Genomic DNA, 18,486 nt, shown 5'->3' on the forward strand with positions numbered 1-18,486 from the left:
GAAAGCTATTGTATGGATGAAATGAAGGATATTAATAGTAAGCAAAAAGCTTTCTACGATAATAAAGAAAAAAATTTTGTCACCAAAGTTTGGTATTACTTTAGGAATAAAACTTTAAACGCGTTTAGGAAAAATATAGGTCTTGAAAAGGAGATATATGATTTGCATTTGAGTTGGCTAGGGGATCTAACAGAAAAGAAAGTTTTAGACCTTGGTTGCTATGAGGGGAATTCATTGTCTTACTATATGGCGAAAAATTCAAAAAAATACGTAGGTATAGATCTTAGTGAAAAAGCTATAATAATGCTGCGCCGGCGATTAAACTCAATACCCAATGCTGAAGTATTTTCTGTTGATTTTCTTTCTTCCGAATTTAATGAAAAAGATTTTGATCTAATATATGCTTATGGTGTACTGCATCATTTTAGAAATACAGAGGAATTAATCCAGAAGCTAAAACAGAAATTAAAACCTGGAGGGAGAATAATAAGCTATGATCCCCTTACTACAAGTTTACCAATTAAGTTGGTAAGAACATTGTATAGGCCCTTCCAAACTGACAAGGATTGGGAGTGGCCTTTTTCCAGAAAAGTTTACCATAAATATTCTAATGAATTTGAAATAGTGGAGAGGCGTGCGATATTAGGTAAAACTAAGTGGTTGTTTTTAATCAACCTTCTACCTATTGGTAAGCATAAAAAAGAAACAATTGGCAAGAAGTGGCATACAATAGATTGGGAAAAGTCCAGACAGAGTGATAGCCATATGTTTAAATGTATGCACTTAACAATGCTTATGCAACTTAAATCGAACTAATGCATTTTGCCGTATTTACCCATGCCGAACATTTTCAGAAAGGGAAAATTTATTTTTCCTATGCTCCGTATGTAAAAGAAATGAATATTTGGTTTGAGTTTGTAGATGAAATATTGATTGTTGCTCCACTAAAAAAGAGAAATGATACCATAGATGCTGAATATGACAGAAAAGATTTGAAATTCAAGTCTATTAAAGCAATTAATTTTACTTCTTTAAAAAATACAACTCGCTCCATTACTAGAATTCCTGTTATTTTCTTAGCAATTTACCGGGCGATGCATAAAACAGATCATATACACATTAGATGTCCTGGTAATATAGGTTTGTTGGCAGCATTGGTTCAGATACTCTTTCCTGGAAAGCCTAAGACCATAAAATATGCGGGAAATTGGGATCCGAATAGTGAACAACCCTGGACATATCGATTTCAAAGATGGATTTTAAAAAATCAATTTTTAACGCAAAAAGCAAAAGTTTTGGTATATGGAGAATGGGCAAACCAGGGCCATAATATAATTCCCTTTTTCACTGCAAGTTATTTAGAATCTTATAGAGAAGCATATTTGAAAGATTTTTCAACTCCGCATAGATTTGTCTTTATAGGAGTACTTTCTGAAGGCAAAAGGCCTTTGTTGGCAGTTAAGATAATCCATGCTCTAATTCAAAGTGGATGCAAAGTCTCGTTGGATATATTCGGAACGGGAACGATGAAAGATACTGTTCAAAATTACATTATAGAACATAAATTGGAAAGAATAATAATATTGCACGGGAATCAAAATGCTCAGGCGATTATGGACGCTTATAAAAATTCACATTTTTCCATCTTACCTTCAAAGAGCGAAGGTTGGCCTAAAGCATTGGCAGAAGCGATGTTCTTTGGGTGTATTCCAGTTGCCTGTTCAGTCTCATGTATTCCGTGGATGCTAGGGGAAGGTAACAGGGGAATCTTAATTGATCCTGATATTGATATAGCTGTGAAAGAACTTATTCAGGTTATTTCCGATAAGTCAGCACTTCATAAAATTTCAATCAATGCTCAGGAATGGTCTCAATTTTATACTTTGGAAAAATTCAGGGCTGAAATCAAAAAACTACTATGAAGATCTTGCAGCTAATAGATACTCTAAATCCTGGTGGAGCGGAGAGAATGGCAGTTAATTATGCCAATTCATTATCCGAACTAGGACATGATTCCTATTTAATTGTTACTAGACAGGAAGGAGCCTTCAAAACTTTATTGAATAAGAAAGTTGATTATTATTATCTGAGAAAAAAAAGGACTATTGATTGGAATGCATTTCTAAGATTTGACGAATACATTAAGAGAAACAGAATTGAAATAATACATGCACATGGCACCTCTTGGTTTATTGCTGTAGTTTATAAGTTACTGAGAAATAATGTTAAACTTATCTGGCACGATCATTACGGTGAGAGCGAGTTTTTGAATAAAAGAGATCTTTTTCCTTTAAAGTACTTTTCGGGAAAATTCGATGGTGTTATTTCGGTAAATAAAAGATTAAGGGATTGGGCCAAGGGGAAGCTCTATTGTAAAAATGTTATATTTCTTAATAATTATATAAAAGAAAATAACAATAAAAATTTATCTTATACTCAACTTAAGGGAAGCTCTGAATTAAAAATTATATGTGTTGCTAATCTTCGTCAACAAAAAGATCATTATTCCTTACTTGAAGCTTTTGGATTAGTTGTTCAGACACATAATGTTTCTCTTCATTTGTTTGGAAAAGAATATGGAGATCAATATTCCTTTGAACTTATAAAGAAATTTAATTCTACAGCTTTTATATATTATTATGGAGAGAAAGAAAATATCTCTCACTGGTTGGCTCAAGGAGATATAGGAGTACTGTCATCTTTGTCTGAAGGTCTACCTTTAGCATTGCTGGAATATGGAGATGCAGGATTGGCAGTAGTTTGTACAGATGTGGGTGAATGCCGGCAAGTTATAGGGAATCATGGGATATTAGTTTCTCCCAAGAAGCCAAAGGAACTAGCTCATGCTTTGAGGCTATATCTTGATGATGACAAAAAAAGGATAATGGATTCCAATAGTTTGAATATCCGTATAAATCAGTTTCATTCAGAAAAAAGCATTATTCCCTGCTACTTCAAATTTTTAGAACAGCTATGTTAAATAGTAATTATATAAATAATCATTTTTATATCAGGATGCTACTACTGCATTTTGGATATGGATTTCTTATTTATTTATTCCCATTTCTGGCCAAGATTATTTTGATTGGGATTATAGTTTCTTTTCTTTTTATCATTGTAGACAGAAAAAATAAAGGTAATGAGGCCTTGATGGCAGCTGCTTATCTTGCAGGAGGAGAAGTTTTCTTTAGACAGACCAGCGCAGTAATTTTTTATGAGACTGGTAAATATGCGGTAATAATTTTTCTTGTAATTGGAATGTTTTTTAAAGGAGCCAGTTCTAAAACTGTACCTTTTTGGATCTATTTGCTTATCCTTTTTCCAGGTGTCGTTATGGTTACCTTTACCATGAGTTATGATTTTGAATTTAGAAAACAAGTGGCATTTAATCTTGCTGGTCCCGTTTGCCTGGGAGTTTCCGCTTTATACTGTTATTACAAGAAGATAAAGAAAGAGGATTTTCAGCGGGTATTGTTAATGTTATTGATGCCAGTTATATCTCAAGCTGTTTACCTCTTATTCTATACTCCTAGTCTTGATGAAGCGATGATAAGTTTTTCTGGGAATTATGCCGCTACTGGAGGATTTGGACCTAATCAAATTTCAACCATCATGGGACTTGCAGTATTTCTTTTAAGTACCAGGTTATTTACTATCAAAAATCTAAAAATAAATATAATTGATGCCGTTTTATTGTTAATGGTAGGATATAGAGGTGTTGTTAGCTTCTCTCGGGGTGGAATTGTTACAGCCATTTTATCTGTTATGGCTTTTCTAATGTTTTACTATTTCAAACAAAATGGTAAAATGATAAGGAGTTTAAATTTTAAAATTATTGGGGTGATTCTAATATTTACCTCTGTTTGGATGTTTAGTTCATTAGAAACAGGAGGGTTAATTGGAAATCGCTACACAAATCGAAATGCCATGGGGCAGATGGAAGAGGATATTACTACTGGAAGAGCAGAACTTATAGAAACAGAATTAACTGCTTTTTATCATCATCCAATTACCGGCATAGGCGTTGGTAAAGGAAAAGAATATAGGGAAGAACAGTTAGGAATAGGGATAGCCAGCCATAATGAGTTGAGCAGGTTGTTAGCGGAACATGGAATTTTAGGTGTATTTGCCTTATGTATTCTTATATTTGTACCGATAACATTCTGGTTTAAGTTTAAAAATAACTATTATTTTTTAGCATTTGTTGTTTTCTGGTTTATGACTATAAACCATTCTGCAATGCGTATTGCTTTACCAGCTTTTGTATACGGACTTGCATTATTATATATAGTAGATGAAAAAAAGAATCCTGTACATAGGAAACGACTTGCAGGTCAATAGTTTTACAGTAACTTATATTTCTTTTTTCAGTAAAATGTTGCGGAAGGAGGGATATAAAGTGAAAACTGCCTCTACCAGGAGTAATAAAGCTTTGAGACTGGCAGAGATGCTTGGATTAATCGCTAAGTATAAAGATTCGACTGATATCGTTCTAATAGATACCTACGGTGCAATGAACTTCTATTACGCTTACCTCGTAGGAAAGACCTGTGAAATGTTTAACCTGGAATATATTCCAATACTTCATGGGGGAAATTTACCGGACAGATTGGAAAATTCCAGAAAGTTCAGTCAGAGTTTATTTGGAAAAGCGAAAGTAAATATAGCGCCCTCTAAATTTCTCTATGACATTTTTCAGTCTTATGGATTTGAAAATACGCAGATTATCCCTAATGCCATTAGAACTGATAAATATCCCTTTAAGCAACGGAAGGAATTCAGACCAAAATTATTGTGGGTTAGACGTTTTCAAGAACGTTATAATCCATTAATGGCTTTGAATGTTTTAGGTAAATTACAAAAAGTATATCCCGATGCAAGTTTATGTATGGTAGGTCCTGAAAAAGATGGTACGATGGCATCCTGTAAAAAACTGGCCAGAAAATATAATCTTGATGTAAGATTTACAGGAAAACTCAAAAAGAAGCACTGGGCACAGCTTTCTACCAATTATGATTTTTTTATTAATACCACTTCAGTAGATAACACTCCCATAAGTGTAATTGAAGCAATGAGCCTGGGACTGACTATCATCAGTACCGATGTGGGAGGGATGCCAATACTGATTAAAAATGAGTATGATGGCCTTCTGGTTCCCGAAGAAGATGAAGAGGCTATGGTAAAGGAAATTTCAAAAATCATTGAAAATCCTGAAAAAGGAGAAGTATTATGTGCAAATGCCAGAAATAAAGTGGAATCTTTCGACTGGAATAATATAAAAGAACAGTGGAACGAAGTGCTTAATTAATGAAAAAAATTCTCTATTTAGGAAATAAATTAGAGAAGCATGGTTTCTCCCCTACCAGCATAGATACACTTTTACCTTTACTTGCAGCCGAAGGATATACCGTTGAATCAGTATCGTCTGTAAAAAATAAACCGTTAAGGCTATTACATATGTTAAGCCAGGTCATTCTAAAGAGGAATTTTGATCTGGTTTTGATTGATACGTATAGTACCTCCAATTTCTGGTATGCTGTTTTGAGTGCTAAATTGTGTCGGCTTTTTAGAACCCCATATATTTTTATACTTCATGGTGGGAATTTAGAAGAACGTTTTAATAATTCTTCGGAAGGAATTCTGAATGTATTTAGAAATGCCAAAGCAAATGTGGTTCCATCAAATTTTCTGAAGGATAAACTTCAAAAGTTCCAGTTTAGAAATATGGTTTTTATACCAAATTCAATTGACCTTTCTTTTTATAATTTCAAAGAAAGACGATCTCTGAAGCCCGGAATACTATGGGTGCGAGCATTTAATAAAATTTATAATCCCCAGATCGTCCTGGAGATATTTGACGAGCTTTTGAAATTTTACCCTGATGCTGAGGTCTGTATGGTTGGGCCTGAAAAGGACGGAAGTTTAGAAAAAATAAAACAAATTTCTGAGGATAGAAATCTGAATATTAGATTTAAAGGAAAGTTAACTAAACCTGAATGGACGAAATTGTCTAAGGAGTATGATATTTTTATCAATACGACCTTAATAGATAATACCCCAGTTAGTGTTATTGAAGCAATGGCATTAGGATTACCTGTTGTATCTACCAATGTAGGAGGAATCCCTTATTTAATTTCTGATGAAGAAAATGGACTTTTAGTGAAGCCACAGGATTCCCGGGAAATGGTAAACGCTATAAAAAAACTACTGGAGCATCCAAAACTTGCCGAAAAGCTTAGTTATAAGGGTAGGTTAACTGCCGAAAAATTTGACTGGACAGATGTAAAGCAAGCTTGGATAGAATTACTAGGTTAAAAATTATATATTTAACCCGAGCGAAAACCTAACCTGTAATGTCTCAGAAACCCCTATTTCATTTCGAAATTTCGGAACGTAAAATTCTTTTACGTCTTTTTGATATGCTTGGTGTTCTGCTGACTTTAGCAGTTGTAGGAATCATTTTTAAATTTGATTACTTTAGAATAGATGCTGATAATTGGAGTTGGACTCTATTATTTTTGGCCTATTTAAATTTATTTGCCAGTGTTTTTGAACTCTATGATCTTCAAAAGGCAGATCGCTTTGACAGTGTACTAAAAAATGTATTGTTAACTACGAGCTTGACAGTGCTTTTTTACATGCTTACTCCATTTTTCACTCCAAGTCTACCTGAAAATCGTTTACAAATATTATTCTTTTTTCTATCGGTAGCAGGATCATTGCTAATTTGGAGGTTTCTTTATATCAATCTTATATCCTCTCCCAGGTTTTATAAGAGAGTTCTGGTAGTTGGAGATTCGTTTGACATTAAATTAATCGCAGAAGCACTCCAAAAATCCGATCCTAACTATTTTGTTGTTGGCTATATAAATACCGATCATAAATTAAAAACAGACTTCGACAGGAGCGATCTTTTACATTTTGAAGTGGAAGAATTACAAGCTGCTATCAAGGAAAACCACATTAATGAAATTGTTGTAGCCAGTGCCTATCAAAAAGGTTTGATGTTTAATTTATACAATCAGTTAAATGAATTGCTGAAACAAGGCTTTCCCATTCGGGATTATACTCAGGTTTATGAAGAAATTACCAGAAGAATTCCGGTTCAGAATGTAGATAAAGATTTTTATAGATATTTTCCTTTTAGCCGAAGCAATCAAAATAAATTTTACATACTGGCTTTTAGAGTTTTTGATATCATCGTTGCAGTGATAGGAATTCTCTTCGGAATACTTATTAGTCCATTTATCATTATAGGAAATCTTTTTGCGAACCGGGGTCGATTTTTCTTCACTCAGGAAAGGATTGGGAAAAATGGAGTTGTCTTCAATATTTTGAAGTTGAGAACTATGACCAAAGATGCTGAAGCTTTAGGTCCACAATACGCTCAAAAAAACGATTATAGGATTACTAAATTCGGGATGTTTCTAAGGAGATCCAGAATTGACGAAATTCCGCAGTTTTATAATGTTTTAAAAGGCGAAATGAGCTTGATTGGTCCACGTCCCGAAAGGCCGGTTTTTGTAAAGGATCTTTCCAAGCTTATTCCATTTTATGAGACCAGGCATATCATTAAACCTGGTTTAACCGGCTGGGCCCAGGTGATGGCTAATTATGGAGATTGCTATGAAGACAGTTTGGAAAAGTTGCAATACGATCTTTACTACATAAAACATCGGGGAATATTCCTGGACTTGAGTATTCTTCTAAAGACACTTAGTACGGTTATATTTTTTAGAGGACAATAGTTCAGTGGACAGTATTTAGTTAACAGTAATCAGTGGGAAATTGAGATTGCGTAGGTCAATTCATTAACGGGCAGTGACTTTCAAAAAAGATTGTACAAAAATTTCCAATTCAACCTTCCTCTGTGCACCTTTTTGAAAATTAAGTTGGAAAGATGCTTTAAAAAGTTTGAGAAACGATTCATAAATGAACAGCTTATCTCACTTCTCACGCTGGTCTTTTTCTCTTGAATTTCACTACAGAAAAGAGAAAGATAAACAAGGCTAGAAACTGGGCAATTCTTGGAAGATAATCGCCATATTTTACATAGAAGGTTTTCTCATGCTGGATTCCCACCTGTCCTACAATGGTTCCTTTCTTTTCATATCCCAGACTTTTTTCAATATCTCCTCTGGAATTAATAATAGCCGAAATTCCCGTATTAGCACTTCTGGCAACAAACCTTCTATTTTCAACTGCACGTAGTCGCGCATAGCTTAGATGTTGTCTATGACCTTCTGTATCTTTCCACCAGGCATCATTCGTTATAATACTTAGGAAGCCTGCACCATTTTCTACATATCCGGTAACATATTCCCCGTATACAGATTCATAACAAATAATGGGAGCTGCTCCAGTATTATCACTTAGCCATAGTACTTCCCGATTTTCCTGGGTGGTTTTCATCGCTACAGTACCGCCAAGATCTATCATGATATCCCCTAGAATAGGCTTTAAAATATCCTGATAAGGAAAGTTTTCTACTCCTACCACGAGCTTTGATTTATGATATAATTGGGTGCTATCTGAAGAATTCTGAACCAGAAAAGCTGAATTGTAATCGTCATACCAGTCATTAGGGGCAATCTTATTTGATTGACTTCTAACTTTATCGGGATCACTAAAACGGTCAAACATACTCAGACCTCCCAAAAAACTGAGATTTGCGTGAATTCTGCTAATTTGGTTTCCAAAATAGACTGCTTCTGAATTTTCAAAATTTGAAAGCTGTGTGCCATCAGCAAAAACAGTTTCCGGAGCTATTACAATATCTGTAGAATCTGTAACCGATTCTTTACTTAATTCTATTAATAGATCTCCAATACGTGTATCTGTAGTATTGTATTTTTCAGTATAAGGATTAATATTTGGTTGTAAAATCACTACGTTCAGTTTCTCTCCTGGTTCTTCGTAATTATAATACAGAAACAATGATAAACCTATAGGCAGTAATATAAGCAAAGAGATTTTTACAACTGAACGATAAATAATAGCTTTTTCACGAAACTCCCTAAATTGAAGTATAGCCTTGAAAACCGCAATATTAACCAGCCACACCCAAAGAGTGCCGCCAAATGTTCCGGTAAATTCATACCATTGTACCCAGCTTATATATTCAGAAAAAACATTTCCTAAATTTAACCAGGGCCAGGAAAAATCCCAGTTTAGATGCACTCTTTCGAATATCATCCATAGACTTATAAGAAACGCCGAAGCTGCACTAAAGCCGGTTCTTTTGGCTACTATGTGATATATTAAGAAAACTACAGACATCAATAAGGAGTTTGCAAGAATGGCAAAGACTCCTCCAAAGGGAGTTGAAAAATATATCCAATAGGTTGTTATTAAATTCCAAATAAAGAAGCTGAGGTAGGAAACACCAAAAACTTTTAGTTTTATCCAGCTTTTAGAATGATTTCTAATGTTGAACTCTGCAATGAGTAGGGGGATAAAAGCAAAAAATATGAAAAGCGGAAATCCATAGGTGGGCCAGGATATAGCGAGTAAAATTCCACTTATGAGTCCATATATAATATTTTTCATAGCATTCAGGTCTGTTCAAAAATAGCAAACTTCTGGAGAATATAATTCAAGATTTAAAATTCATGGTTTAACATTTAATAGGACATACTACTTTATTTTGCAGTTGTCATCTCTACCAAAGGGAGAGACCTGTTTTTTACTCCTATATAATTAGAGATTTCTCCTGCGCTACGCTTCGTCGAAATGATAAAAGAATCATGCTTCGGTCTTTTCAACCAAAGGAAGAAATCTATCACTCGAAATTCTAATTGAATCTAGATTAAAGAAATTTTTAGAAATTTTTAAATTCAAAATAGTAGTTTAGTAAATTCTAACAAAAACCAATCAATGGGCCTTAAAAGACATATCCCCAATTTAATAACTCTTTTGAATTTATTTAGCGGCAGTTTAGCCGTCATCTTTGCCGTAAAAGGAAACTTAGTGCTTGCGGCGATATTTGTAGCTGCTGGCATATTTTTTGATTTTTTCGACGGACTTGCTGCACGACTGCTCGATGTAAAGAGTGAAGTGGGGCTTCAGTTGGATTCACTTGCCGATGTTGTAACGAGTGGAGTAGTTCCCGGAATAGTGATGTATCAATTATTGACTAAAGCACTACCGGCAGCTGGAGGATTGGGATCTGATTGGAATTCGTCTGTATTCGATATTCAATTAAAGCCTTTCGCCCTTATAGGTTTGCTTATCATACTAGCTTCGGCCTACAGGTTAGCAAAATTCAATGTTGATGAAAGACAAACAGATTCTTTTATTGGACTGCCTACTCCGGCCAATGCCTTGTTAATTCTAAGTTTACCTTTAATTTTAACCTATCAACCGGGGCCGTTTATTTCCGGTCTCTTGTTAAATGAATGGTTTCTAGTAGGTTTAACTTTGGTGAGCTGTTATTTGCTGAATGCAGAACTTCCATTATTCGCATTAAAATTTTCAGATTGGGGTTTCAAGGAAAATAAACTGAGATATTTCTTTATTATCAGCTGTGTACTATTAATAATATTCCTGAAGTTTATAGCAATTCCGGTAATTCTTTTGCTATACGTATTGCTATCGATTATTTCGAATAGAAGTACAGCTACCTAAGTGAATAACTTCTTCTTTCTAAGCTCAAAATTCTGCCCAAGGTAAACCTTACGTACCATTTCGTCTTCGGCGAGTTCTTCAGGCATACCATGTTTAAGGATGCTTCCTTCAAACATCAGGTAAGTTCTATCTGTAATTGCCAGGGTCTCCTGTACATTATGGTCGGTAATTAGAATCCCGATATTTTTATCTTTTAACTGGGCGACAATACGCTGAATATCCTCAACGGCTACCGGGTCTACTCCGGCAAAGGGTTCATCCAGCAGAATAAAATTAGGATCTGTAGCTAAAGCTCTCGCAATTTCTGTTCTTCTTCGTTCACCACCACTCAAAAGATCCCCACGATTTTTTCGAATGTGATTTAATCCAAATTCCTCAATAAGAGATTCCATTTTCATGACTCTTTCCTTTTTGGAAAGGCTGGTAAGTTCCAGAACACTCATAATATTATCCTCAATACTCAATTTTCTGAAGACAGAAGCTTCCTGGGCGAGGTATCCAATTCCGTGCTGAGCTCTTTTATACATCGGGTATTTCGTGATATTCTGTTTATCCAGAATGATATCACCTTTATTTGGTTTGATAAGACCTACAATCATGTAGAAAGAAGTGGTTTTTCCGGCACCATTGGGTCCTAAAAGTCCCACGATCTCTCCCTGATTCACTTCTACAGAAATGCCTTTTACAACATCCCTTCCTTTATAGGTCTTAACAAGTTTTTCAGCACGTAATTTCATATTCTCAATTTACATTTCTGATAGCACAGAAACTATACCGTAATTATTTGGCATCTTCCAAAGCTTCCCAGTATTCAAAAGCCCTTCTTAGATGCGGTATTACAATAGTTCCTCCAATAAGAGTTCCTATGCTTAAAGTTTCCATTACTTCTTCTCTACTAATACCTTCTTTGTGACTGGCCTCAAGATGATATTTTACACAATCGTCACATCTAAGCACCGTAGAGGCCACGAGACCTAGTAATTCTTTGGTTTTTTTGTCTAATGCCCCTTCAGCAAAAGCATTGGTGTCAAGATTAAATATCCTTTTAAGAACTTTATTGTTCTCAGATAAAATTTTATCGTTCATTTTAGCCCGGTACGAATTAAATTCGTCAACCTCATTAATCATAGCTTAATTTTTTAATTTTTCTTCTTCTTTTTTATACATGATCCTGGAAATAACGATGCTAACTTCATAAAGGATCAATACTGGGATTGCAACAATAATTTGACTTACAATATCTGGCGGAGTAATTATAGCTGAAAGAATCAAGACAATTACTAAAGCATATTTTCTATAAGTTCTAAGAAATTGAGGTGTCACCACTCCAACTTTGGTAAGGAAGTAAATTACAATTGGTAGTTCAAATATTAATCCGCTCGCAAGAACAGATGCTCTTACCAAGCTTATGTAACTACCCAAATCAAATTCGTTGAGGACCACATCACTTACCTGGTATTTTCCCAGGAAGTTTATGGATAATGGAGTAACTACATAGTAACCAAATAGCACCCCTAGAAAGAATAAAAATGACGTTACAAAAATAAATCCTTTGGCATGTTTACGTTCATTACTATGCATGGCGGGGGCCACAAATTTCCAGAACTCATAAATTACATAAGGGAACGCAATAATAAATCCGGCGGTAACAGAGGTCCAGATATGGGCAGAGAATTGCCCACCCATAGTTCTACTTTGTATTCCAAAAGGCATTTCAGGATCACAAAATCCACCATCTATTCCAAACATTCCAGAAAGCCGGCATAGTACTTTATAAGAAAAAAAATCGCCTTTAGAGGGTCCGAAAAGCAGTACATCAAAAATAAATCCTTTTAATATAAATGCTATTCCACCGGCGATAACTACTGCAAGAACAGCTCTAATTAAGTGCCATCTTAAATCTTCCAGATGGTCTAAAAAAGACATCTCATTACCAGGTTCTTCCTGGGGGGCTATTTTTTCCATTATAAAATTCCTTCTCTTATTAAATTATGTATATGAACCACACCCGCATATTTTCCATTCTCCACTGCCAGCAATTGCGAGATCTGATGTTTTTCTAAAACATCTAAAGCTTCCACCGCCAGGGTATCCTGTTCTATGGTCTTTGGATTTTCACTCATAATATCTTTAGCCTTAAGACCTTTAATTTCCTGATGATCTTTCAGCATCCTACGAATATCTCCGTCTGTAATGATACCTACAATTTCATCATTCTCCAGAACTGCAGTAACCCCAAGCATTTTTTCAGAAATCTCAATGATTGCATTTGCCACGTCTGTATCTGGAGAAACCTGAGGAATCATATTTTGTGAAGTTATATCACTCACGCGTAAATAAAGTTTTTTACCTAGTGATCCTCCGGGATGATATTTTGCAAAATCTTTACTACTAAATCCTCGTAGATTCAATAAGCATACGGCAAGCGCATCACCAATCACCATTTGAGCAGTAGTACTAGTAGTAGGAGCCAGATTATTAGGGCAGGCTTCCTTTTCTACATAACAATTCAGTACAAAATCTGCTTCTTTACCAAGAAAAGACTCTCTATTCCCCGTAAGAGCAATTAAAGTATTATTGAAATTTTTAATTAAAGGAACCAAAACCTGAATTTCAGGACTAGTCCCACTTTTGGAAATACAAATAACAATATCATCATTTTGAACGATTCCCAAATCTCCATGAATGGCATCTGCAGCATGCATGAATATGGAAGGTGTTCCTGTAGAATTTAAAGTAGCAACTATTTTATTGGCAATAATGGCACTTTTTCCAATTCCGGTTACGACAACACGACCTTCAGATTTATAGATGATTTCAACAGCTTTGGTAAACTCTTCATCAATGAAATTTTCGAGGTTGGCAATTGCATCTGCTTCGTTGGAAATGGTTTCTTTTGCAGTAGAAATGATTTGATCGCTAAGTTTCAAATTAGATTAAATTAAGAATTGCAGGTACTAAAGAAATATGTATATTTAGTAATGCAAATGTATGTAAAATTGTAACACAATTGAATGGGTTTGACCGAAATTGATTTACACAAAGAACTTAAGAGGTACTTTGGATTTAGTCAGTTTAAGGGGCTTCAGGAAGAAGTGATTACCAGTATCGTGAATGGAAAAGACACGTTTGTGGTAATGCCAACTGGCGGAGGTAAATCACTATGTTACCAACTCCCTGCGCTTATATCAGACGGTACTGCTATTGTAGTATCGCCCCTTATAGCTTTAATGAAGAATCAGGTAGATGCTATACGTAGTATTTCCTCAGAACATGGCGTGGCTCATGTTCTCAACTCCTCTTTAAATAAAACTGAAGTTAAACAGGTAAAGGATGATATCAGTAATGGTATCTGTAAATTGCTTTATGTAGCTCCGGAATCACTTACCAAGGAAGATTATGTCGATTTTCTTAAAAATCAGACTATTGCTTTTCTTGCCGTAGATGAGGCTCACTGTATCAGTGAATGGGGGCATGACTTTAGACCTGAATACCGAAACCTTCGTAATATTCTGAAAAGGATTGGCGATAATATTCCTGTTATTGGTTTAACGGCTACTGCAACTCCTAAGGTGCAGGAAGATATTCTGAAGAATTTAGGTATTACCGATGCCAAAACTTTTAAAGCAAGTTTTAATCGACCTAATCTTTATTATGAAGTAAGGCCGAAAACAAAAAATATTGAAGCAGATATTACTCGTTTTGTAAAGCAGAATGATGGAAAATCTGGAATTATTTATTGTTTGAGCCGGAAAAAAGTGGAGGAATTAGCACAAACTCTTCAGGTGAATGGGATAAAAGCAGTTCCATATCACGCCGGTTTGGATGCGAAAAAAAGATCAAAACATCAAGATATGTTCTTGATGGAAGATATAGATGTGGTTGTGGCAACCATCGCTTTTGGGATGGGGATAGATAAACCCGATGTTCGTTTCGTGATTCATCATGATATCCCGAAAAGTATTGAAAGTTATTATCAGGAAACTGGTCGTGCCGGTAGAGATGGAGGAGAAGGACATTGCCTCGCTTTTTATTCTTACAAGGATATAGAGAAACTGGAGAAATTCATGAGCGGTAAACCTGTTGCTGAACAGGAAATTGGTCATGCCTTACTTCAGGAAGTGGTTGCCTATGCTGAAACTTCGGTTTCCAGGAGAAAATTTATCCTTCATTATTTTGGAGAGGAATTTAGTTCTGAAACTGGAGATGGGGCCGATATGGATGATAATGTTCGTTACCCTAAAAAACAGGTTGAAGCGAAAGAGGATCTTGAACTTTTATTAAGAATGGTTAAAGAAACCAATGAGCTTTATAAATCTAAGGAGGTAGTAAAAACCTTGATAGGTAAATCTAATGCTCTCATTCTTTCTCATAAAACAGATGAACATCCCTTATTTGGTAAAGGGTCTCATCAAGAGTCAAATTACTGGATGGCCCTTACACGTCAGGCACTGGTAAGCGGTTTTCTTAAAAAAGATATTGAAACTTACGGTGTTGTAAAGATCACAGAAAAGGGGAGAAACTATCTTCAGAATCCTGTTTCCTATATGATGACGGAAGATCATATATATAACGCTGCTACAGAAGAGGCAGTGACTAAAGCCGATAAGGGAGGAGCTTCTGTAGATGCCCAATTGGTGAAAATGCTGAAGGAGTTAAGAAAGAAGGTTGCAAAGAAAAAGGATTTGCCTCCATTTGTCATATTTCAAGATCCTTCTTTAGAGGATATGGCCTTAAAATATCCTGTTAATATTGATGAGTTAAGTAATATTCATGGAGTAGGAGAAGGGAAAGCTAAGAAATATGGAAATGAATTCGTTGAACTTATTGCGCGATACGTAGAGGATAATGATATTGTAAGACCAGATGATTTTGTCGTAAAATCAACAGGAGCTAATAGTTCTCTGAAACTTTATATTATTCAGAATGTAGACAGAAAATTACCATTAACAGATATTGCCTCTGCTAAAGGCATGTCTATGCCAGATTTTGTCAAGGAGATGGAAGCGATTGTTTATAGTGGAACAAAACTGAATATAGATTATTGGCTGGATGATATTCTGGATGAAGATCAGCAGGAAGAAATTCACGATTACTTTCTGGAAGCAGAAACCGATAAGATCGATGAAGCGATGGAGGAATTTGATGGGGATTATGATGATGAGGAATTGAGGCTCTACCGAATCAAATTTATTAGTCAGGTCGCAAATTAGAATATAAAAAAACCCGGAATTTCCGGGTTTTGTATTTTAAAAGCTTTTTGCTTATTTATAGTGCATAAGAAACACTAAATATCCATTGTGAAGGTCTGGAATCTACACTAAAGTTTTCTTCGGCAGTTTCTCCTAAACCAAAAGCAGTGTTTTCTGAAAAAGCTCCTTCATATCTAACATCAAAACCTAATTTACCCAAATCTAATCCTGCGCCAAGCTGATAACCCACAGTGATATCTTTTTCTACATCGCCAATTGTTAACTGCGTGTTTTCAAGTTCATTTTTCAGAATATACTGAAAAGATGGACCTGCTTTAATGTTTAACGGACCAAGAACATTAAGCCCAACTAATACCGGAGCATCAATTTTACTTAGCTTATAATCGAAGGCAGAATATTCTGTATTAAGTTCTGTATATAATATTTCCGGCTGAATAAAAATACCTAATAGCTCAAACTGTGCAAATAATCCGGCATGGAAACCGGTCTTGTTTTCACCATCCTCAAAAGATGAGGCCACGTCACTGGTTAAATCACCTACAGACTGGTATTCTCCGGTTGCGCCATAGTTCAATCCACCTTTTAAACCAAAACTGGTGTTTTGGGCAGATACGCCTAATCCTGTAAAAATAAACGCCAGTATCATTAATTTTTTCATGTCATTCTGATTTATTGTTCAGCAAATATAACGTTGTTTAACTGATGTTTATTTTCATTAAATTAAAAAAGCCTTTCAGTAAATGTTCTGAAAGGCCTTTATAATATTGGTTCTTAGAATGTTATTTGCGTTTTAAAACTTTTTCAGTTGCTTTTATTATCGCTGCTGCATTCAAACCGTATTTATCCATCAATTGAGCCGGAGTTCCGCTTTCACCAAAAGTATCCTGAGTAGCAACAAACTCCTGGGGAGTAGGATGATTTTCGGCCAGAGTTCTGGAAACACTTTCTCCTAATCCACCAAGAAAATTATGCTCCTCAGCAGTCACCACGCAACCAGTTTTCTCTGCTGAAGCAATAATCGCTTCTTCATCAAGTGGCTTGATCGTATGTATATTTATTACTTCTGCACTAATTCCTTTTTCATTCAATTCAACAGCAGCCTGGATAGCCTCCCATACTAAGTGACCTGTAGCAATAATAGTTACATCGCTACCTTCATAAAGTTTCACTGCTTTACCTATTTCAAACTTCTGATCTTCAGGAGTGAAATTAGCTACTTTTGGTCTTCCAAATCTAAGGTAAACCGGCCCATCATGTTCTGCGATGGCCAGTGTAGCTGCTTTTGTCTGATTGAAATCACAAGTATTGATAACCGTCATTCCTGGTAACATTTTCATCAAGCCTAGATCTTCAAGAATTTGGTGCGTCGCTCCGTCTTCTCCCAAGGTAACTCCGGCGTGACTTGCACAAATTTTCACATTCTTTCCTGAATATGCCACACTCTGGCGAATTTGATCATAAACTCTTCCGGTAGAAAAGTTCGCAAAAGTTCCGGTAAAAGGAATTTTTCCGCCAATGGTCATTCCGGCAGCCATCCCAATCATATTTGCTTCAGCTATACCTACCTGGAAAAATCTTTCTGGATGATTTGCTTTAAATTCATCCATTTTTAGAGATCCGGTAAGGTCGGCACAAAGTGCCACTACATTTTCGTTGGTTTTACCTAACTCGGTTAAACCAGCTCCAAAACCTGAACGTGTATCTTTACTTCCTGTATTTTTATATTCTTTCATGGTCTTCTAAATTTTGATAATAATGAATAGTGCGGCTGATTAATAATCTCCCAGGGTTTCAGGATTTTGAGAGAGTCCTTTTTCCAATTGTTCATCGTTAGGAGCTTTACCATGCCATGCGTGTGTGTGCATCATAAAATCTACTCCATTACCCATTACCGTATTCATTAAAATACAAACCGGTTTTCCTTTACCGGTTCTGCTTTTTGCCTCTTTTAAACCATCAATAACTTGTTGTAAATCGTTGCCATCTTCAACTTCCATTACATCCCATCCAAAAGCTTCAAATTTAGCCTTAAGATTTCCTAATGGAAGAACATTCTCGGTACTTCCATCAATCTGCTGACCGTTCAAATCTACCGTTGAAATAATATTGTCTATTTTATTACCGGCAGCATACATAATTGCTTCCCAGTTCTGACCTTCCTGTAGCTCGCCATCCCCGTGTAGGGTATAAACAATATGCTTGTCTTTATTCAGCTTTTTGGTTTGAGCAGCCCCGAGAGCAACACTCATTCCCTGTCCTAAAGATCCCGATGCGATTCTTATTCCCGGTAAGCCTTCATGGGTAGTTGGATGACCTTGTAACCTGGAATCAATTAAACGAAAAGTATTCAATTCTTCCACAGGAAAGTATCCACTACGGGCGAGTACGCTATAAAAAACAGGAGAGATATGTCCGTTAGAAAGAAAGAATAAATCTTCCTCTTTTCCGTCCATATCAAAGTTGGTGTTGTGATCCATAACTTCCTGATACAGCGCAGTAAAAAACTCCGTACAGCCTAAAGAACCTCCCGGATGTCCGGAATTTACTTTATGAACCTGCCTTAAAATATCCCTTCGAACCTGGGTAGCAAAATCTTGTAATTCGTTGATGTCTGGCATTTTAAATTGTGTTGTTTTATTGGCGCAAA

General features: G+C 35.7%; 16 protein-coding genes and 1 pseudogene. 9 read left to right on the forward strand and 8 right to left on the reverse strand.

Annotated features, from left to right (window positions below):
* Positions 1 to 12: 12 nt before the first annotated feature.
* The 7 genes from GFO_RS02750 to GFO_RS02780 are packed head-to-tail and all read left to right on the forward strand — an operon-like array spanning position 13 to position 7,748.
* Complete coding sequence (locus GFO_RS02750; RefSeq protein WP_011708499.1) at positions 13 to 816, forward strand: class I SAM-dependent methyltransferase; 804 nt, start codon at positions 13 to 15, stop codon at positions 814 to 816.
* Positions 816 to 1,922, forward strand: coding sequence for a glycosyltransferase (locus GFO_RS02755; RefSeq protein ID WP_011708500.1), 1,107 nt, complete (start codon positions 816 to 818; stop codon positions 1,920 to 1,922). The genes GFO_RS02750 and GFO_RS02755 overlap by 1 nt, the downstream gene beginning before the upstream one ends.
* A complete protein-coding gene (locus tag GFO_RS02760; protein WP_011708501.1) occupies positions 1,919 to 2,980 on the forward strand; it encodes a glycosyltransferase in 1,062 nt (353 codons plus the stop codon). The genes GFO_RS02755 and GFO_RS02760 overlap by 4 nt, the downstream gene beginning before the upstream one ends.
* Complete coding sequence (locus tag GFO_RS02765) at positions 2,974 to 4,341, forward strand: O-antigen ligase family protein (RefSeq protein ID WP_011708502.1); 1,368 nt, start codon at positions 2,974 to 2,976, stop codon at positions 4,339 to 4,341. The genes GFO_RS02760 and GFO_RS02765 overlap by 7 nt, the downstream gene beginning before the upstream one ends.
* Complete coding sequence (locus GFO_RS02770) at positions 4,295 to 5,308, forward strand: glycosyltransferase family 4 protein (protein ID WP_011708503.1); 1,014 nt, start codon at positions 4,295 to 4,297, stop codon at positions 5,306 to 5,308. Before GFO_RS02765 ends, GFO_RS02770 begins: the two co-directional genes overlap by 47 nt.
* Positions 5,308 to 6,315: a glycosyltransferase family 4 protein gene (locus GFO_RS02775; RefSeq protein ID WP_011708504.1), complete on the forward strand. Its 1,008-nt coding sequence runs from the start codon at positions 5,308 to 5,310 to the stop codon at positions 6,313 to 6,315. Before GFO_RS02770 ends, GFO_RS02775 begins: the two co-directional genes overlap by 1 nt.
* A gap of 38 nt (positions 6,316 to 6,353) precedes the next feature.
* Positions 6,354 to 7,748: a sugar transferase gene (locus tag GFO_RS02780; RefSeq protein ID WP_011708505.1), complete on the forward strand. Its 1,395-nt coding sequence runs from the start codon at positions 6,354 to 6,356 to the stop codon at positions 7,746 to 7,748.
* A gap of 205 nt (positions 7,749 to 7,953) precedes the next feature.
* Here the strand turns inward: GFO_RS02780 and lnt are convergent, their stop codons facing one another.
* Positions 7,954 to 9,549: an apolipoprotein N-acyltransferase gene (gene lnt, locus GFO_RS02785; RefSeq protein ID WP_011708506.1), complete on the reverse strand. Its 1,596-nt coding sequence runs from the start codon at positions 9,547 to 9,549 to the stop codon at positions 7,954 to 7,956.
* A 327-nt stretch (positions 9,550 to 9,876) separates the two neighbouring features.
* Here lnt and GFO_RS02790 point away from each other — a divergent pair, with 327 nt between their 5' ends.
* Positions 9,877 to 10,626 carry a CDP-alcohol phosphatidyltransferase family protein gene (locus GFO_RS02790; RefSeq protein ID WP_011708507.1) on the forward strand — a complete coding sequence of 250 codons (750 nt, stop codon included), beginning with the start codon at positions 9,877 to 9,879 and terminating at the stop codon, positions 10,624 to 10,626.
* Here GFO_RS02790 and lptB read toward each other — a convergent pair.
* The 4 genes from lptB to GFO_RS02810 are packed head-to-tail and all read right to left on the reverse strand — an operon-like array spanning position 10,623 to position 13,556.
* Entirely contained in the window at positions 10,623 to 11,363 is a 741-nt protein-coding gene (lptB, locus tag GFO_RS02795) for an LPS export ABC transporter ATP-binding protein (RefSeq protein WP_011708508.1), read from the reverse strand. The two genes, GFO_RS02790 and lptB, sit on opposite strands and share 4 nt — an antisense overlap.
* 43 nt (positions 11,364 to 11,406) lie before the next feature.
* Complete coding sequence (locus GFO_RS02800) at positions 11,407 to 11,754, reverse strand: carboxymuconolactone decarboxylase family protein (protein ID WP_011708509.1); 348 nt, start codon at positions 11,752 to 11,754, stop codon at positions 11,407 to 11,409.
* Between the two features lie 3 nt (positions 11,755 to 11,757).
* Positions 11,758 to 12,591 carry a twin-arginine translocase subunit TatC gene (gene tatC / locus GFO_RS02805; protein WP_011708510.1) on the reverse strand — a complete coding sequence of 278 codons (834 nt, stop codon included), beginning with the start codon at positions 12,589 to 12,591 and terminating at the stop codon, positions 11,758 to 11,760.
* Positions 12,591 to 13,556, reverse strand: coding sequence for a KpsF/GutQ family sugar-phosphate isomerase (locus GFO_RS02810; protein WP_011708511.1), 966 nt, complete (start codon positions 13,554 to 13,556; stop codon positions 12,591 to 12,593). Before GFO_RS02810 ends, tatC begins: the two co-directional genes overlap by 1 nt.
* 84 nt (positions 13,557 to 13,640) lie before the next feature.
* Between GFO_RS02810 and GFO_RS02815 the strand changes: the two genes are divergently transcribed.
* A complete protein-coding gene (locus tag GFO_RS02815) occupies positions 13,641 to 15,839 on the forward strand; it encodes an ATP-dependent DNA helicase RecQ (protein WP_011708512.1) in 2,199 nt (732 codons plus the stop codon).
* Between the two features lie 55 nt (positions 15,840 to 15,894).
* Here the strand turns inward: GFO_RS02815 and GFO_RS02820 are convergent, their stop codons facing one another.
* The 3 genes and pseudogenes from GFO_RS02820 to GFO_RS02830 form a co-directional block, all read right to left on the reverse strand.
* Positions 15,895 to 16,497 (reverse strand): outer membrane beta-barrel protein, encoded by a 603-nt coding sequence (locus GFO_RS02820; protein WP_011708513.1) that lies wholly within the window; start codon positions 16,495 to 16,497, stop codon positions 15,895 to 15,897.
* Positions 16,498 to 16,618: 121 nt separating this feature from the next.
* Positions 16,619 to 17,572, reverse strand: a complete 954-nt coding sequence (locus GFO_RS02825; RefSeq protein ID WP_011708514.1) for a transketolase family protein — start codon at positions 17,570 to 17,572, stop codon at positions 16,619 to 16,621.
* A gap of 39 nt (positions 17,573 to 17,611) precedes the next feature.
* Positions 17,612 to 18,463, reverse strand: a pseudogene (locus GFO_RS02830) (transketolase); the annotation flags it as partial.
* Positions 18,464 to 18,486 lie beyond the last annotated feature (23 nt).

It is taken from the genome of Christiangramia forsetii KT0803, assembly GCF_000060345.1.
Classification (GTDB): Bacteria; Bacteroidota; Bacteroidia; order Flavobacteriales; family Flavobacteriaceae; genus Christiangramia; species Christiangramia forsetii.

Coding starts and splice junctions, on each gene's coding strand:
- GFO_RS02770 (WP_011708503.1), top strand. CDS start 4,295: ATGAAAAAAAGAATCCTGTACATAGGAAACGACTTGCAGGTCAATAGT.
- lptB (WP_011708508.1), bottom strand. CDS start 11,363: ATGAAATTACGTGCTGAAAAACTTGTTAAGACCTATAAAGGAAGGGAT.
- GFO_RS02815 (WP_011708512.1), top strand. CDS start 13,641: ATGGGTTTGACCGAAATTGATTTACACAAAGAACTTAAGAGGTACTTT.
- GFO_RS02820 (WP_011708513.1), bottom strand. CDS start 16,497: ATGAAAAAATTAATGATACTGGCGTTTATTTTTACAGGATTAGGCGTA.
- lnt (WP_011708506.1), bottom strand. CDS start 9,549: ATGAAAAATATTATATATGGACTCATAAGTGGAATTTTACTCGCTATA.
- GFO_RS02790 (WP_011708507.1), top strand. CDS start 9,877: ATGGGCCTTAAAAGACATATCCCCAATTTAATAACTCTTTTGAATTTA.
- tatC (WP_011708510.1), bottom strand. CDS start 12,591: ATGGAAAAAATAGCCCCCCAGGAAGAACCTGGTAATGAGATGTCTTTT.
- GFO_RS02760 (WP_011708501.1), top strand. CDS start 1,919: ATGAAGATCTTGCAGCTAATAGATACTCTAAATCCTGGTGGAGCGGAG.
- GFO_RS02755 (WP_011708500.1), top strand. CDS start 816: ATGCATTTTGCCGTATTTACCCATGCCGAACATTTTCAGAAAGGGAAA.
- GFO_RS02800 (WP_011708509.1), bottom strand. CDS start 11,754: ATGATTAATGAGGTTGACGAATTTAATTCGTACCGGGCTAAAATGAAC.
- GFO_RS02825 (WP_011708514.1), bottom strand. CDS start 17,572: ATGAAAGAATATAAAAATACAGGAAGTAAAGATACACGTTCAGGTTTT.
- GFO_RS02775 (WP_011708504.1), top strand. CDS start 5,308: ATGAAAAAAATTCTCTATTTAGGAAATAAATTAGAGAAGCATGGTTTC.
- GFO_RS02750 (WP_011708499.1), top strand. CDS start 13: ATGGATGAAATGAAGGATATTAATAGTAAGCAAAAAGCTTTCTACGAT.
- GFO_RS02780 (WP_011708505.1), top strand. CDS start 6,354: ATGTCTCAGAAACCCCTATTTCATTTCGAAATTTCGGAACGTAAAATT.
- GFO_RS02765 (WP_011708502.1), top strand. CDS start 2,974: ATGTTAAATAGTAATTATATAAATAATCATTTTTATATCAGGATGCTA.